General features: G+C 69.1%; 16 protein-coding genes and 1 pseudogene. 7 read left to right on the top strand and 10 right to left on the bottom strand.

The features are described from left to right. Window positions 1–2: 2 nt before the first annotated feature. Both A5648_RS09515 and A5648_RS09510 read right to left on the bottom strand, forming a co-directional pair. Window positions 3–398, bottom strand: a complete 396-nt coding sequence (locus A5648_RS09515) for a heme-binding protein (RefSeq protein WP_065024308.1) — start codon at window positions 396–398, stop codon at window positions 3–5. Between the two features lie 216 nt (window positions 399–614). Next, window positions 615–1,358, bottom strand: coding sequence for an MBL fold metallo-hydrolase (locus A5648_RS09510; RefSeq protein ID WP_207511642.1), 744 nt, complete (start codon window positions 1,356–1,358; stop codon window positions 615–617). Between the two features lie 55 nt (window positions 1,359–1,413). Between A5648_RS09510 and fgd the strand changes: the two genes are divergently transcribed. Beyond that, window positions 1,414–2,424: a glucose-6-phosphate dehydrogenase (coenzyme-F420) gene (fgd, locus tag A5648_RS09505; protein ID WP_065024306.1), complete on the top strand. Its 1,011-nt coding sequence runs from the start codon at window positions 1,414–1,416 to the stop codon at window positions 2,422–2,424. 452 nt (window positions 2,425–2,876) lie between these two features. On the opposite strand, the gene A5648_RS09495 is transcribed toward fgd, so the two are convergent. From A5648_RS09495 to glnX, 6 genes are all read right to left on the bottom strand, one after another. Then, window positions 2,877–3,116 carry a hypothetical protein gene (locus A5648_RS09495; RefSeq protein WP_131810544.1) on the bottom strand — a complete coding sequence of 80 codons (240 nt, stop codon included), beginning with the start codon at window positions 3,114–3,116 and terminating at the stop codon, window positions 2,877–2,879. Window positions 3,117–3,178: 62 nt separating this feature from the next. Continuing rightward, window positions 3,179–4,675, bottom strand: coding sequence for a hypothetical protein (locus A5648_RS09490; protein ID WP_065024303.1), 1,497 nt, complete (start codon window positions 4,673–4,675; stop codon window positions 3,179–3,181). A 6-nt stretch (window positions 4,676–4,681) separates the two neighbouring features. Next, window positions 4,682–5,050: a type VII secretion target gene (locus tag A5648_RS09485; protein ID WP_065024302.1), complete on the bottom strand. Its 369-nt coding sequence runs from the start codon at window positions 5,048–5,050 to the stop codon at window positions 4,682–4,684. 227 nt (window positions 5,051–5,277) lie between these two features. Then, the gene (locus A5648_RS09480; RefSeq protein ID WP_065024356.1) at window positions 5,278–7,521 is read right to left on the bottom strand and encodes a serine/threonine-protein kinase PknG; all 2,244 of its coding nucleotides are present in this window, start codon (window positions 7,519–7,521) and stop codon (window positions 5,278–5,280) included. Further along, window positions 7,521–8,498, bottom strand: coding sequence for a glutamate ABC transporter substrate-binding protein (locus tag A5648_RS09475; RefSeq protein WP_082966408.1), 978 nt, complete (start codon window positions 8,496–8,498; stop codon window positions 7,521–7,523). Before A5648_RS09475 ends, A5648_RS09480 begins: the two co-directional genes overlap by 1 nt. Continuing rightward, window positions 8,495–9,814, bottom strand: coding sequence for a protein kinase G-activating protein GlnX (glnX, locus tag A5648_RS09470; protein ID WP_065024300.1), 1,320 nt, complete (start codon window positions 9,812–9,814; stop codon window positions 8,495–8,497). The genes A5648_RS09475 and glnX overlap by 4 nt, the downstream gene beginning before the upstream one ends. Before the next feature lie 156 nt (window positions 9,815–9,970). Here glnX and A5648_RS09465 point away from each other — a divergent pair, with 156 nt between their 5' ends. Beyond that, on the top strand, window positions 9,971–10,432 hold the full coding sequence (locus A5648_RS09465; RefSeq protein WP_065024299.1) for an NUDIX hydrolase: 462 nt from the start codon (window positions 9,971–9,973) through the stop codon (window positions 10,430–10,432). A gap of 9 nt (window positions 10,433–10,441) precedes the next feature. On the opposite strand, the gene thiE is transcribed toward A5648_RS09465, so the two are convergent. Then, complete coding sequence (gene thiE, locus A5648_RS09460; RefSeq protein WP_065024298.1) at window positions 10,442–11,119, bottom strand: thiamine phosphate synthase; 678 nt, start codon at window positions 11,117–11,119, stop codon at window positions 10,442–10,444. A 57-nt stretch (window positions 11,120–11,176) separates the two neighbouring features. Here thiE and thiO point away from each other — a divergent pair, with 57 nt between their 5' ends. From thiO to A5648_RS09440, 4 genes are read left to right on the top strand one after another with little or no spacing between them, the layout of a single operon-like run. Next, complete coding sequence (thiO, locus tag A5648_RS09455; RefSeq protein ID WP_065024297.1) at window positions 11,177–12,187, top strand: glycine oxidase ThiO; 1,011 nt, start codon at window positions 11,177–11,179, stop codon at window positions 12,185–12,187. Then, entirely contained in the window at window positions 12,184–12,381 is a 198-nt protein-coding gene (gene thiS, locus A5648_RS09450) for a sulfur carrier protein ThiS (protein ID WP_065024296.1), read from the top strand. The genes thiO and thiS overlap by 4 nt, the downstream gene beginning before the upstream one ends. Next, window positions 12,374–13,135 carry a thiazole synthase gene (locus tag A5648_RS09445; protein WP_082966407.1) on the top strand — a complete coding sequence of 254 codons (762 nt, stop codon included), beginning with the start codon at window positions 12,374–12,376 and terminating at the stop codon, window positions 13,133–13,135. Before thiS ends, A5648_RS09445 begins: the two co-directional genes overlap by 8 nt. Window positions 13,136–13,163: 28 nt before the next feature. Continuing rightward, entirely contained in the window at window positions 13,164–13,940 is a 777-nt protein-coding gene (locus tag A5648_RS09440; protein ID WP_065024295.1) for an SGNH/GDSL hydrolase family protein, read from the top strand. A 26-nt stretch (window positions 13,941–13,966) separates the two neighbouring features. Here the strand turns inward: A5648_RS09440 and A5648_RS24975 are convergent. Further along, window positions 13,967–14,800 (bottom strand): annotated as a pseudogene (locus A5648_RS24975) (PGRS repeat-containing protein); the annotation flags it as partial. A gap of 616 nt (window positions 14,801–15,416) precedes the next feature. Between A5648_RS24975 and A5648_RS09430 the strand changes: the two are divergent. After that, window positions 15,417–15,731 (top strand): hypothetical protein (locus tag A5648_RS09430; protein ID WP_207511598.1); only part of this gene is annotated, 315 nt, incomplete at its 3' end.

Below are 15,731 nucleotides of genomic sequence, written 5' to 3'. Positions count from 1 at the left end.
CGCTATCCCGCCATGAATTCTGCGTAGGCAGAAGCCAATTCGGGCGGCAGCACCGTCGTCTGGCACTGCTGTTGCTTCTCACCGATCGGCGCCAGGATGCCACGCAACTCGTAGTACTCCTGCGGGTTGGCGGTGAAATAGCTGCGCACCTCGGCCGCGGCCTGCGGCCGTGGTGAGCTGATGGCCCGGTTCATCACGGCATTTGCGCCGGGGTGTGCGCTCAGATACTGGCGAGCCGAACCGGTAACCGAGTCGACGGTGCTGGTCACCGACGCCTGGCTGCAGTCCGGTGCCGCTGATGCCGACGGCGCGGCGATCAGGGTGGCGGCAGTGGCGCCCAGCAGTCCGGCGCCGAGGCCGAATCGCCGAATCATGGTGACGCCGTGGGTTTTCGACATGGATGTTTCCTTCCGGGTGGTTAATACAATTCCCGTCCGGAGCCCAAGGTACGCGCGGCCGGGGGGTGCGACATGTGTCCCGGAGCACAGCCGAATGTGCACTGGGGTAGCAAATTGATCACTCGCCGGTCGATCCGGGCAGGAGTGCCGCAAATGCGGATCCGATTGGTAAGGCTGCTCTTAAATTCCGTGATCAGCACTTATCGGATCGTGACCTTAAGGTTTGCCCGCACGCTCGGTTGCGGCTTCCGCAGCCTCCCGAATAGGGCCCCGCCACACATCGCCATGGCCGGGCGCGAGGATGTCGGTCTCCAGCAGCGCCAGCGCCGCCAGGCTGCGGATGCAGTGGTCCTGACTGTGGCTGAACAGTGCCGGCAGCAGCTGCGGGCCGGTGTGTGACAGCACCGGGTGGCCGGTGATCAGGGCGTCGCCGCTGGCCAGTATCCCGTCCACCAGATACGAGCAGTGGCCGCGAGTGTGGCCCGGCGTGGGGATGGCCACCGGCTGGCCGGGCAGCCCGGCGGCGATGTCGCCGGTCAGCGGCTGGGCTGAGGGGATGCCCTCGCGGTTCAGACCGCCGTTGCGCAGGACGTGCACGCTCCACCGGACCCAGCTCGGCCGCCACAGCTGCGGAGCCACCGCCAGCGGCGAGGCCTGCTCCAGATACTCCCGTTTGGCGTGGCCCACCTCGTCGGCGTGGCAGTAAACCGGTGTGCCATAGGTCTTGGCGAGCCAGATCGCCGCACCGAAGTGGTCGACGTGGGCGTGGGTGAGCAGCACCGCCTGCACATCGCCGGCGTCGTATCCCAGGGCGCCCAGCGACGCCAGCACGTCGGTGCGGTCTCCGGGGTAGCCGGCGTCGATCAGCAGCACGCCGGTGTCATCGGTGACCAGCAGCCAGTTGACCGCCTCACCGCGGGCCAGGTGGACCCGTTCGGTCACGGGAACGACCTCGACCAGCCTTTCACCCATGCCCGTGAGTCTAGGAAGAGCGCGGGAGGGTAGAAAAGGTGGAATGGCGGAACTCAAACTCGGATACAAGGCGTCGGCGGAGCAGTTCGGGCCGCGGGAACTGGTGGAGCTCGGTGTGGCCGCCGAGGCACACGGCATGGACAGCGCCACCGTCAGTGACCACTTTCAGCCCTGGCGCCACGAAGGCGGGCATGCCCCGTTCTCGCTGGCCTGGATGACCGCGGTCGGGGAGCGCACCGAGAAGATCCTGCTGGGTACCTCGGTGCTGACCCCGACGTTCCGGTACAACCCGGCCGTCATCGCGCAGGCCTTCGCCACCATGAGCTGTCTGTACCCGCAGCGGGTCTTTCTGGGTGTGGGCACCGGCGAGGCGCTGAACGAGATCGCCACCGGTTTCACCGGCCAGTGGCCCGAGTTCAAGGAGCGGTTCGCCCGGCTGCGCGAATCGGTGCGGCTGATGCGCGAGCTGTGGCGCGGCGATCGGGTGGATTTCGACGGCGACTACTACCGGCTCAAGGGCGCCTCGATCTACGACGTGCCCGAGGGCGGCGTCCCGGTCTACATCGCGGCCGGCGGGCCGGCGGTGGCAAAGTACGCCGGGCGGGCCGGTGACGGTTTCATCTGCACCTCCGGCAAGGGCGAAGAGCTCTACACCGAGAAGCTGATGCCCGCGGTGCTGGCCGGCGCCGAGGCCGCCGAGCGGGACGCCGACGGCATCGACAAGATGATCGAGATCAAGATCTCCTACGATCCCGATCCAGAGCTGGCGCTGAACAACACCCGGTTCTGGGCGCCACTGAGCCTGACCGCCGAGCAGAAGCACTCCATCGACGACCCGATCGAGATGGAGAAGGCCGCCGATGCGCTGCCGATCGAGCAGATCGCCAAGCGCTGGATCGTCGCCTCCGATCCCGACGAGGCGGTGGAGAAGGTCGGCCAGTACGTGCAGTGGGGCCTGAACCACCTGGTGTTCCACGCCCCCGGTCACGACCAGCGGCGTTTCCTGGAGCTGTTCAAGACCGACCTGGAGCCGCGGCTGCGCCGGCTGGGCTGAGGTCCGGCGACTTTATGCCGAGTGTGCGGTTTGGTCCGCGACACGCCGAGACCGGCGTACCAAACCGCACATTCGACGGCTGCACCGCGTTGGCCCAAATCGCCCGCCGCAGAGGTGGTTTGGCGAGGCGAAGGCGACTCGTCATCCAGCAGGAGTCTGCTTAGTGCTCTCGTCGGTCTCGCGGCGGACGCTTGCGATCAGCAAGCCGAGGACGAGGATGACCGGGACGCTGATGAACCAGACCGTGAGCACAAGAATTGGCCCCCAAAACGTTAGGCACAAGACAACCAGCCGAACGTATTCGCCCCCGTCGGGAACTGGCGACGTATCCCGTGGCGTAACAATCAAGCCGATCGACTCTGCAAGCCCCACAATCACACAGCACGCGACTGCGACCACGGCTACCGACCAGAGCGCCCGTCGCAGCGATGGTTTGGCGAAGTGAAGACGCGTCATTGCCCGGTAGAAGTCTGTTCGGTGCTCGCGCCCGTCTCGCCGCGGCGGACGCTTGCGATGAATATGCCGAGCGCGATGATGACGGGAATCGTGATGAACCAGGGGATCAGCAAGTAAGCCTGACCCCATAGCAAGACGGACCAGATGTAGATCCGGATGTATTCGCCGACCGAATACGGGTATTCGTCGGTGAGCGCCGAGACCGATAGTGCCGTGCCAGACGCCACGCTGGCCACGGCGTAGACAGCAGCGACTGAAAGAGCCACCCGCCCCAGCGATGGTCTAGTGAAATGGAACCTCATCGGCCGGTGCCTACCGTAGGCGCGCTGCTCTTGAAGGGATCCGTGAGCCGCGTCGTATGACTAACGAACGGATCGTCAAAAAATGGCAGGGCGTTATGCGGCAGGGCGTTTTCCAGCTCCCATTTCCAGTTCGGCATATCGGGGCGTACCGCGTGGATCGACGTATCGCCGATCCAGTGGTGGCGTTCAAGGCTGGTGCCCGGCCCCCATGGGCTGCCCGAGTTCGCCGGCGACCACTGCAATTGAGCGGGCGCGGCGCCGTCGCGGTACTGGTAGGTCTCCATGCTCGGGTAGATAGTAGTGCTCCCTCCGAGGCCAACCGTGCCGTCTGCGTGTGGAGCGAAGGTGATTCGTCCGTTGACCGTCGCTCCAACGGCGGTCGCTACCGGCCACTCGTACGCGTCGTGGGCGTTGTAGTCGATTGTCAACCGCCCGTCTGGCGCTTGTGCCACATGGACGTTCGGCACTGCTGCCGCCGCGCCGCCGCGTTGTCCGTCAACCGCCGATGTGGGGTTCTGGCGGACCACAACCATCCCGTTGTCGTAGTCAACGAACATCGATACCCGCGAGCACTCGACGTCCGCATTTGCGCTCGGACCCCGATTGTCACCGAAGTTATCGGGACGTAGACGTCGGTGTTGAAAGTCGTCCATGTCCTTCGGGATGTTGTACACGTGATCAGCAGGAATGAACATATTGGACCGGACAACCCCCTTGCCCGGTTGCGGTGTGATCCTGCCCGCGACGATCTCCGGTGGCACCCCGTGATATTTGGGATCGTAGCTGTGCGGGTCCAGCGCTGCCGCCATGCGCCAGTCGTTGTCGCTCACGGGGTCGCGGCCGTAAACCTTGTTGAACGCTTCTCGTTGGTTGCCGGCCCGGTCGGCGTCGGTCTTCCAACGGTCATCCAGCGGCACCGCGTGTGGTTGCCCATCGGCAGCCCCCGCCCCTCCGTCGGCCCCTTCGCCGGGGAAGGCGAATTCGTGTAGTCCCGCGGTGGCAGTGGTGAGGTTGCCGGCGATCTGCGCCTCATTGGCGACCAGGTTGGCGGCCCGAGATTTGATGAAGCTGGCGTGGGCTTGGGCGGCCTGTTCGCGGGCCTCCTGCTCTGCCGCCGAGGTGTAGTAGGTCCAGGTGTCGGTGACGGAGTAGTCGTCGCCCACCCGGAAGCCCTCGCGTTCAGCGGCATAGACGGCCGACAGCACCAGTCCTTTGTTTGCCACCTGCGAGTCGTAAGCGAGATCGGCAGTACCGGCGGCGTTGATCAGCATGTCGGCGGGGCTGTGCACCGTCACCACATCGGCGGCGGCGCGGTGCTGGAAGGCTTCGGCGCCGGCGCCGGTCCACGCGGTGCCGCCGGGACGCGCCGAGGCGTCACGGACTTCGGTGAAGGCGGCTTCCCAGGAGTGGGCGAGGCTTCTCCAGGCGGCGGCGCTGGTCTTGAGGTAGTTCCAGTTCGCGTCCTCGATCTCGGCCAGCGTCGGAAGGGTCATCGCGGGCTACTTCGGCGTCCCGAATCCGCCGGCCGCGCCACCGTCGGCGCCAGAGCCGCGCGGGGCCAACGGGGTGAAGCCGGCTGCGCGGCGGGGGACTGCAGCCAGGGCGGCGGCGCCGTCGTTGTCCATCGCCTCGTAATCGTGAGCGGCCGTCGTGAGCTTGTTCGAGGCCGCCGTCATCCGCCCGCGCATCGCCGTCGAGGCCCTACTCCCGCCGGCGTTGGCGGTACTGACCGCCGCCGCGCTGGCCTGCCAGCCCGATGTAGTCACTGCGGGCAGCATCGGCGCGACCTGAGCCGCCAGCGCCTCGCAGCGCTGCGCCAACTCGCGCAAGCTGGCAGGGGTGACCTGCAGCGGTGCTGGGGAGGTCATGAGAAGAGCGTAGTGGGATTTTCAACGATGTCAGTTCACTGATATTGGGGAGTACCGCTCCCACGGGTCGCGCGGAATCTTCGCCGCGTCAGCTGGGCTGATCGCCGAGCGCCCTCGACCGCCGAGTGTGCGGTTTGGTCCGCGACACGCCGCCCCTGCCGTACCAAACCGCACACTCGACGGCAGGGCGGCCGGGCGGCCGGGCAGCTGACGAAAGGGGCGACGGCTCAGAAGGTGCTCATCGGCCGCACCGCGTTGGCCATGTCGACCAGCGCGTAGCGGTGCGCCTGGGTCGGCGCCAGCCGGGCCAGGGCCCGCAGCGCCATCTCGACGCCGAGCCGCAGCCCGTGTTCGGTGAAGGGGAAGCCCAGGATGTGGTTCGTGCTGGCGTCGTGCTCGGCCAGCCAGTCCATCGCCGCTCCCAGCACCAACGCCCGGATCTGCAACACCCGCGGTTCGGTGTCCGGCAGTGCCTCCACCCGGCGCGCGGCATCGCGAATCTGAGCCTCGGTGATCTCCTTCGTCGACCGACCAGACAGCAATGTCACCGCGCTGGTCAGCCTGGCAGTCGTGAAATGCCTTGAGGTGGCAGGGACTTCGTCAAGTGTGCGAACCGCCGCGTTGCGTTCGCCCTTCACCGACAGCGCGCGCGCCAGACCGAAGGCGGCCGAGATCACGCTGTCATCGGTACGCCACACGGTTTCGTAGAAGGCGCATTCCTCGTCGCTGCCGGCCAGCTCGGCGGTGGCGGCCAGCGCCATCTTGGGTGCCAGTTCGCCCGGGAACATGTCGAGCACCTCGGTGAAATCCTTGCGCGCGGCCTCGTAGTCGCCGGTGAGCAACTCGGCCACGCCCCGAAACCAGACCAGCCGCCAGCGCCACCCGACCTGCTCGGCGAGCTCGTCGAGCTTGGCCATCGCCTTGGTGACGTTGCCCAGGTCCAGCAGCGCGCGCACCTCCATCAACGGCAGCCCGAGGGACTCCGACAGTTCGATGCCTTCGGATTCCGGCGCGCTGTTGCGCACGGCGCGCAGCGAATCCAGCGTCTGCACCGGTTCGCTGAGCTCCATCGACGTCAACAGCGGGGCGGCCACGTCACCCGGGTCGATCAGTGGCACCTGCAGGGCGGTGACGATCTCGCGGGCGGTCAGGTCTTGCGAGTGCACGTGTCCGTCGAGGTAGACGTCGGTGTGGGCGACCAGCAGGTGCTCGCCGAAGGTGGACCGCGACCGGGTGAAGACACTCGACAGCCCCGGCCGTGGCGTCCCGGTGTCCTCGGCGACCACCTCGCGCAGCACTCCGGTCAGCTGTGCGGACATCTCCTCGGCGGAGGTGAACCGGCGGCGCGGATCCGGGTCGATGGCACGGCGCAGCAACCGGCGGTAGGAGTCGTACTTCTTCAGAACCGGGTCGTCGTCAGGCAGGCCCTCGACGTAGCGGCCCTCGCGGGTGCGCAGTTTCAGCGTCAGCGCGGCCAGGGTGCGGCCCACCGTGTAGATGTCGGTGGCCACGGTCGGTCCGGTTCGGACGATGTCGGGCGCCTGGTAACCCGGTGTGCCGTAGAGGTAGCCGAACGAGTTGATGCGCGACACCGCGCCGAGGTCGATCAGCTTCAGCTGCTCCTCGGTCAGCACGATGTTCTCCGGCTTGAGGTCGTTGTAGACCAGGCCCAAGGAGTGCAGGTAACCCAGTGCCGGCAGGATCTCCAGCATGTAGGCGATGGCCTGAGCCACCGGCAGCCGGCTGCCGCGGCGCTGCTTGAGCGACTGCCCGCCGACGTACTCCATCACGATGTAGCCGACCGGATCCCCGTGCGAATCCGGGTGCTGGACGAAGTTGAAGATCTTCACGATCGACGGGTGGGTCACCTCGGCGAGGAACTGGCGCTCGGCCATCGCGATGGCCTGCGCCTCGGCGTCGCCGGAATGCACCAGGCCCTTGAGGACCACCGGGCGCTCATTGACGTTGTGGTCGACCGCCAGGTAGACCCAGCCCAGCCCACCGTGTGCCACGCAGCCCTTGATCTCGTATTGGCCGGCCACCATGTCGCCGGGTTTGAGTTGCGGCAGAAAGGAATACGGGCTTCCGCAGTGCGGGCACCAGCCTTCCGAGGCGCCCTTGGCCTCGCCGGTCGATCGGCCCACCGGTTGACCGCAGTTCCAGCAGAAGCGCTTGGATTCGGCGACGACCGGGTCGGCCATCAGGGCCTCGAGCGGGTTGATCTCGGGAACCCGCGGGATCTCCACCAGTCCGCCGCCCAGGCGCCGCCGCGGAGCAATCGTGCGCACCATCGCCGCGTCATCGGGTTCGTCGTGGCCCGATGCTGCGGGGTTCGTACCCTCGCGGGGACGGAAGATCGCCTGGGTCGACATCGGCCGTCGCACCGACGACGATTCGGCCAGCACGTCCGCGCGCTGGGTGGCCGGGCCATCAACGTCGAAGTCGTCGAACTCGGAATCGTCGCCGGCCATCAGCCCGAATACCTCGGTGTAGGGGGCGCCGGCGCCGGTCCCAGCACCGTCAACCACTTGCGGTACAAGGTGTTCCAGGTCCCGTCGCGGCGAATGCGCTCCAAGGTGCCGTTGACGAAGCGGACCAGGCCGGTGTTGTCCAGGTTGATCCCGATCCCGTAGGGCTCCTCGTCCATGCTGGGTCCGACGATGTGCAGGTACGGATCCTGGGCCATCAACCCGGCCAGGATCGAGTCGTCGGTGCTGACCGCGTCGACCTGACGCTGCTGCATGGCCACCAGGCAGTCGGCCCAGTTCACCACCGAGACGATGATCGGCGCCGGGGAGATGTCCCGGATGCGGCGCAGCGAGGTGGTGCCCTGCGCGACGCAGACCCGCTTGCCCGACAGATCGCCGGCCCGGCGGATCGAGGAGTCGCGCGGCACCAGCAGCCGCTGATTGGCGACCAGATACACCGTCGAGAAGTTCACCAGCTTTCGCCGTCCGCAGGTGATGCTCATGGTCTTCACCACAATATCGACTTCGGATTTCTGCAGCGCCGCAATGCGTTCGGCTGACGCCAGAATTCGGTACTCGACCTGCGTGGGGGTGCCGAAGATGTCCCGGGCCACCTCGCCGGCGATGTCGACGTCGAAACCGGTGATCTCACCGGTGATCGGATCCCGGAAGCTGAACAGGTTGCTGCCGATGTCCAGTCCGACGATGAGCCGGCCCCGGTGGCGGATCTTGGCCACCGCCGCGTCGGCCTCGGCCTTGCTGCGGAACGGCCGCAGGCTGGCGGTGGCGTCACAGTTTTCGGTGCCCGACTCCGGCGGCCGCGGCGCCTCGGGCGCCAGCTCCTGCATCCCGGCCGGGGTCGGCGGGGGCAGCGTGGGCACCGCGGTGGGCGTCACGAACTCGGAGTGGCCGCACCCGGTCAACCCCGACAGCACAAGCACCGCGCTGAGTGCGCCCACGAACAGTCGGCGATTCATCATTTGTACTCGTTCAGTCGTGGCCACAAGCCGAGCGCGACCGCGATCGCGGCCCCCATGCTGAGCACCGCGCCCCCGACGGGGGCCACCGACAGTACCCGCCGGGCGTTGAGGACATCGCTGCGCAGTTGATTGCGGCTGTGCTGCAGCGCCTTGTCCAAGGCCGCGTCGAGCTGGTCGAACGCCGGAGTGGAGTCCTCGCCGCTGCCGCCCAGGGCCACCATGGTGGCGGCTCGGTAGTTGCCGACGGAGATGTAGGAGTTCATCCGGTCGTTGGCCTGCCGCCACCGGGTCAGCAGCTGCCCGGCGTTGGCCAGGTCGGCCTTGTCGACGGCGTCGCCGCGGTCCAGGTAGCCCTGCAGCTGCTCCTGCATGGTGTCGATGCGCTGGTAGAAGGTCTGCTTGCGGGCCTCCTCGTCCCCGCGCCGGATCAGCGACAGGGTCTCGTCGGCACGCGCCTGCTGCGCGGTGATCGCCAGGTTGGTGATCGCCTTCAACGATTCGGCGGCGGTGTCCTTGGCGGTGCGACTGCCCGCGGTGGAGATCACCAGCACGGTGCCGACCCAGATCACCATCAGCAGGATCGCCAAAGCACCGGCCACCAGCCCGGGGTTGATCCGGCGCCGGGTGTGCCGGGCCAGCCAGCGGTGCGCGAACGCACCGAACAACACCGTGGTCGCCACCACCAGGATCACCGGGGCCGGCACCCGGGTCGACGCCGTGGTCTGGACGTCCACCGTCGCCGAAGTGGCCTGGTAGAGCCGCTGGGCGTCGGGCAGGATCGTGTGCTGCATCAGCTCGGAGGCTTCCGACAGATACGACGAACCCACCGGATCACCCGATCGGTTGTTGGTCCGGGCGGTCTCGATCAGGCCGGTGTAGACGGCCAGTTCCGCGTTGATCCGCCCCAGCAGCGCCAGCAGCGGCTCGTCGTTCAGGCCGCCGGAGGCCCGCGTCACCGCCACCGCGGCGGCGGTGATGGCCTGCTCGTAGCGTTCCCGCACCGCTCGCGGCTCGCCCTGCGCGATGAAGGCGGTGGCCGCCGCGGCGTCGGCCACCGACAGCGTGGTGTAGAGCTGGCCGGCGGCGTAGGCCAGCGGCTCGGTGTGATCGAGCACCGTGGTCAGGGTGTTCTGCCGGTCGTTGATCGTGGTGGCGGTGGCAAACGCGCTGAAGCCGCCGAGTACGGCCAGGATGAGGCCGATGGCCAGGATCCGACCGGGGGTGGTGGTGAAAAACCACCAGCGGGGTCGGGCCGATTCGGTCGGCGACCGTAACCCCGCCGGCTCGGTTGACGGATGCGCCAACTCAACGGTCACGTCTGTTCGTCACTCCATCCCTGCGCGTCACCAACGAGCATAAAGGGATTCTAAGAGCGCAGGTGTCGTCTGCGCCGACCTGCGGGGTGTTGTTGCCGAAATAGTCGCGCGATCTCACCACAACCGAGACATACCGCTGCCGATACGCTTCCAGGCGTGCGAGGTGACGGCGATGGCTGGGCGTTTTCCGACACCGGGGACCGCTTCTGGGGCCGGCACGGCGCGGCGGGTCTGCTGCTGCGGGCGCCCCGCCCCGACGGCACGCGCACCGTGTTGCTGCAGCACCGTGCTTGGTGGAGCCACCAGGGCGGTACCTGGGCGCTGCCCGGCGGTGCCCGCGACAGTCATGAAAGCGCCGAGCAGGCCGCGATCCGCGAGGCGCAGGAGGAGGCCGGCCTGCCCGCCGACCGCATCGTGGTGCGCGCGGCGCTCGTCACCGCCTCGGCCAGCGGCACTACGTGGACCTACACCACCGTGGTCGCCGACGCCGACGAGCTGCTGCCGGTGGTGCCCAACCGGGAGAGCACCGAGCTGCGCTGGGTGCCCGAGCAGGACGTGTCCGCGCTGCCGTTGCACCCCGGTTTCGCCGCCAGCTGGGACGGGCTGCGCGGACTTTGAATTGCCCCGCTAAGCCCCGGTAAGCGCGGCAAGCAGTTCCGCTGCCGCCGCCTGCGGATCCTGCGCGGCGGTGATCGCCCGCACCACCACCACCCGGCCGGCGCCGGCACCCAGTACCTGCGGCAGCCGCTCGGCATCGATCCCGCCGATGGCGAACCACGGCTTGTCGGAGCGCTGGTCCGCGGCGAATTGGAGCAGCTCCAGACCCGGAGCTTCCCGGCCGGGCTTGGTGGGGGTGGGCCAGCACGGCCCGACGCAGAAGTAGTCGACCGGCTCGGTCAGCGCCGCGGTGACCTGCTGGCCGTCGTGGGTGGACCGGCCGATCAGCACGTCGGGCCCGACGATCTCACGCGCGATCGGCAGCGGCAGATCGTGCTGGCCCAGGTGCAGCACGTCGGCGCCGGCGGCCCGGGCGATGTCGGCGCGGTCGTTGACCGCCAGCAGAGCCCCGTGCCGGCGGGCGGCGGCGCCCAGGATTTCCAGCGCCGCCAACTCGTCGCGGGCCTCTAGCGGACCGAACTGCTGCTCGCCGGGCGAACCCTTGTCGCGCAGCTGGATGACGTCCACCCCGCCGGCCAGTGCGGCCTCGGCGAATTCGGCCAGGTCCCCTTTCTCCCGGCGGGCGTCGGTGCACAGGTAGAGCCGGGCGTCGAGGAGGCGGGTCAGACGGTCTGAGCGTTCGTGCATCCCTCGACGCTAGCGGCTAGCTTGGTGTGTTGACACCGAGGCGGAAGGGAGCAGTACATGCCCGGACCCTCGCTCGGTTCGTTGGCCGTGATCGGCGGCGGTGTCATCGGTCTGTCGGTGGCCATGCAGGCCGCCCGGGCCGGCTGGTCGGTGCGGGTGCATCGCACCGCCGACCCCGGCGCCTCCTGGGTGGCCGGCGGAATGTTGGCCCCGCACAGCGAGGGCTGGCCCGGTGAGGAGCAGCAACTGCGGCTGGGCCTGCGCTCGCTGGAGTTGTGGCACGACTTCCTCGTTCGGCTGCCCACCGACGTCGTCACCGCGCGCGAATCGCTGGTGGTGGCCGCCGACCGCGCCGACGTCGCCGACCTGCGCACCGTCGCCGACTGGCTGACCGCACAGGGGCACCCGGTGATCTGGGAATCGGCCGCGCGCGAGGTCGAACCGCTGCTGGCCGCCGGGATCCGGCACGGTTTTCGGGCCCCCACCGAGTTGGCGGTCGACAATCGCGCGGTGGTCACCGCTTTGATCACCGCCTGCGAGGAACTCGAGGTGGAGTGGGCCGGGCCGGTCGTGGCGCTCGATCAGGTTGCCGCCGATGCGGTGGTGATCGCCAACGGCATCGACGCCCCGGCGCTGTGGCCCGGCTTGCCGATCCGGCCGGTCAAGGGCGAGGTGCTGCGGCTGCGTTGGCGCAAGGGCTGTTTGCCGGTTCCGCAGCGGGTGATTCGGGCCCGGGTGCACGGCCGGCAGGTCTATCTGGTCCCGCGCCGCGATGGCGTGGTGGTGGGAGCCACCCAGTACGAGCACGGCCGCGATACCGCCCCGGTGGTCTCCGGGGTGCGCGACCTGCTCGACGACGCCTGCGCCCTGGTGCCGGCGCTGGGGGAGTACGAGCTGGCCGAATGCGGGGCCGGTCTGCGGCCGATGACACCGGATAACCTGCCGCTGGTGCGCCGGCTCGACGAGCGGACGGTCATCGCCGCCGGCCACGGCCGCAATGGTTTTCTGTTGGCCCCATGGACCGCCGAACAGGTTGTGTCCGAACTACTTCCGGTTGGAGTGCAATGATCATCAACGTCAACGAGAAACAGGTTGAAGTGGCCGACGCGACGACGGTCGCGGCGCTGCTGGTGTCGATGGGCTACCCGGAACGCGGTATCGCGGTGGCGATGGATCAGGCGGTGCTGCCCAGATCACGGTGGGCCACTACGCTTTCCGACGGCGCTCGACTCGAGGTGGTGACGGCGGTGCAAGGTGGTTGATGACGCGAAGCTGACCATCGCCGGACGGGAGTTCAGCTCCCGGCTCATCATGGGAACCGGTGGGGCGCATAGCCTGGCCGTGCTCGAAGAGGCACTGGTGGCCTCGGGCACCGAGCTGACCACGGTCGCGATGCGCCGCGTCGACGCCGAGGGCGGCACCGGCATGCTGGACCTGCTGAGCCGGCTGGGCATCACCCCGCTGCCCAACACCGCCGGTTGCCGCAGCGCCGCCGAGGCGGTGCTGACCGCGCAGTTGGCGCGCGAGGCGCTGGGTACCGAATGGGTCAAGCTGGAGGTGATCGGCGATGAGCGCACCCTGCTGCCCGATGCCGTCGAATTGGTCCGCGCCGCAGAACAATTGGTCGACGACGGGTTCGTGGTGCTGCCGTACACCAATGACGACCCGGTGCTGGCCCGCCGGCTGGAGGACACCGGCTGCGCTGCCGTGATGCCGCTGGGCTCGCCGATCGGCACCGGGCTGGGCATCGCCAACCCGCACAGCATCGAGATGATCGTGGAAGCAGCCGGGGTGCCGGTGGTGCTGGACGCCGGGATCGGCACCGCCAGCGATGCCGCGCTGGCCATGGAGTTGGGCTGTGATGCGGTGCTGCTGGCTACCGCGGTCACCCGGGCGGCGGACCCGCCCGCGATGGCGGCGGCGATGGCCGGCGCCGTCACCGCCGGCTACCTGGCGCGCCGAGCCGGGCGGATTCCGAAGCGCTTCTGGGCGCAGGCGTCCAGCCCAGCGCTGTGACACTCGCTTTCAGCGCGAGCGGCCGGCCATGAATCGCTATGTCGCCCTGGGCAGTTCTATGGCGGCCGGGCCCGGCATCCGGCCCACTGTCCCCGGCGCACCCCGGGCGGCGGGACGCTCGGTCCGCAACTACCCCCACCTGGTGGCGCATGCACGCAACCTCGACCTCGTCGACGTCACGTTCTCGGGTGCCACGACAGCGCATCTGCTGACCGAACGCCAGCTCGGTGCACCGCCGCAGGTTGAGACGCTCGACGGCTCGGAAACCCTGGTGACGATCACGATCGGCGGCAACGACGTCGGCTACGTGCCGCTGCTGATGGCGGCGGCGTTGTTGCCCCGGCCCGCCCGGCTGCTGCCGCGGGTCGGTGCCCTCTTCGACCGTCGCCAGCGCCAGCAGGCCCTCGACCAAGTCGAAGCGGCGCTGCAGGCGGTCGGTGCAGCGGTGCGACACCGGGCGCCGGGTGCGCGGGTGCTCTTCGTCGACTACCTGACCTTGCTGCCACCGGCCGGATCGCGGGCGGGCCGGCTACCCGAGCCCGTCGTCGAGCTGGCCCGCCACATCGCCGGCGAACTGGAGCGGCACACCGCCACCGCCGCGGCCGCCGCCGGCTGTGAGATCGTGCGCGCCGGACAGGCCAGTCGCGATCACCATCCGTGGTCAGCGCAGCCCTGGACGGTGGGCGCGGGCCTGCCGCTGCCGTGGCGGCCGTGGCCGTTTCACCCCAATGCCGCTGGCATGGCCGCGGTCGCGCAGCTGGTGACCGCGCACCTTGACGGGCCGGGGATCCAGCCCGCCGATTAAGAGGTAACGCCGGCTGCGCCCGGTTTCCCGGCCGGGCCGGTGCTGCCATGGACGGTGCCGGGGCCGCCCTTGCCGGACGGGCCGCCGAGCCCGCCAACGGCGCCCTCGCTACCGGCGCCGCCGTTGCCGCCGTTGCCGCCGGCCCCGCCGTCACCACCGAAGCCCGCGCCGCCGCCGCCGTTGCCGCCGTGGCCGCCGGTCCCGCCGAACCCGCCTACGCCGCTGGCTGCGCCGCCCAGGCCGCCGGCGCCGCCGTCGCCGCCATTGGCTCCCAGGATGCCCAAAATGATGGGCGTGCCGCCGCCGCCGTTGCCGCCGTCGCCACCGGCGCCGCCGGTGCTTCCGGCCCCGGTCGCCGCGCCGCCGTCGCCCCCGGTACCGCCGTGCCCGGCGCCGGCCGGGTCGCCACTGCCGCCGACGCGACCGCCGTTGCCGCCGTCGCCGCCCGCGCCGCCGGTGCTTCCGGCCCCGGTGGCCGTACCTCCGGTGCCGCCGTGCCCACCGGCCCCGCCGGCACCGAACTGCTGGCCGCCGTCGCCGCCGATCCCGCCGTGACCACCGGCGCCGGCGATGCCGGATTCGGTGCCAGAGCCGTGGCCGCCGTCGCCGCCGGCACCCCCGTTGCCGAACATCGTCCCGCCGGCGCCTCCGGCGCCGCCGTTACCGCCCGCACCGCCATCGGCGCCGGCCGCGCCGTCGCCGCCGTCGCCGCCGTTGCCGAACAGACCGGCGTGCCCGCCGTCGCCGCCGGCCATGCCGGCCCCGGTCGCGTTCCAGCCGTCGCCGCCGTCGCCGAACCACACCCCGCCGTTGCCGCCGTCAGGATCGGTCTCGGTCCCATCCGCGCCGTTGCAGATCACGCCGCACGCGTCGGGGTACAGCGGGGCGAAGAGCTGGTTGAGCGGGGCGGTGAGCTGCTCACCGAACGGCGAGTCGAGCCAGTCCTGCAAGGCCGCGTGCAGCGGTGTGTAGAAGTCGAACGCGGCAGCACCAGCGGCCGATCCGGCCAGCGCATCGCTGGACAGATCCGACGCGACGAACAGACCGTTGAAGTCATCGCTCAGGTTGCCCCAGGCGCTCGGGTCAAACAGGTCGGAAAGGAAGTCATCGAAGTCGGCATTGGCCGCCGGCGCCGCCGCCAACGGCGCCATTCCAAAGGCCAGGAACGCGCCGACTGTCGACGCTGCGCCCACGATCCGCCGGCTCGAACCGCCCCTGCCTGAACTCCTGCTGACCGTGGCACCGCGCCGAACAACCATCATTGCCCCCGTTCCCCGTATAAGCCCTTAGCGCTGTAACGCCTTGTTAACATGCGCATTAGGAACAGCACAGTAGTTGCGCTAGCGTCAATTGTCTACCGGAAGCCTACAAACTGCGACTATCTCATTCGTTTGGTACGGTTTTTCGCACTAGCGGTTCCGCTAGAGTCGCCCAATATGCACCGAAGTCGCTAGTCAGCGCAGGGAGGTCGGTCCGATGTCTTATCTTCTGGGAAAGCCAGGGAAGCGCCGTGCGCGCGGGCGCCGCGGCGAACTGAGGACAGCACCTGCAGCGCTGGGGATCCTCACAGCCGTCGGCCTCGCAACGCTGACGTCGGTCCCGGCCGCCCGGGCCGACTTCGACGATCTGTGGGCCGACCTGTTTGACCCGAGCGCCTGGGGCAACCTGAGCGATGACTTCAACGGTCTGTTCGTCGCGTCGGATCTGTCCAGCGATGCGCTGGCCGGATCGGCCGCTGGTGCTGCCGCGTTCGACTTCTACACACCGCTGCACGCGGCCTTGCAGGACTGG

Origin of the sequence: Mycolicibacter sinensis (assembly GCF_001673565.1) — a bacterium.
GTDB lineage: Bacteria > Actinomycetota > Actinomycetes > Mycobacteriales > Mycobacteriaceae > Mycobacterium > Mycobacterium sinense_C.
Note: the sequence above shows the minus strand (reverse complement) of the source record. Positions and strands in the feature narration are given on the sequence as shown.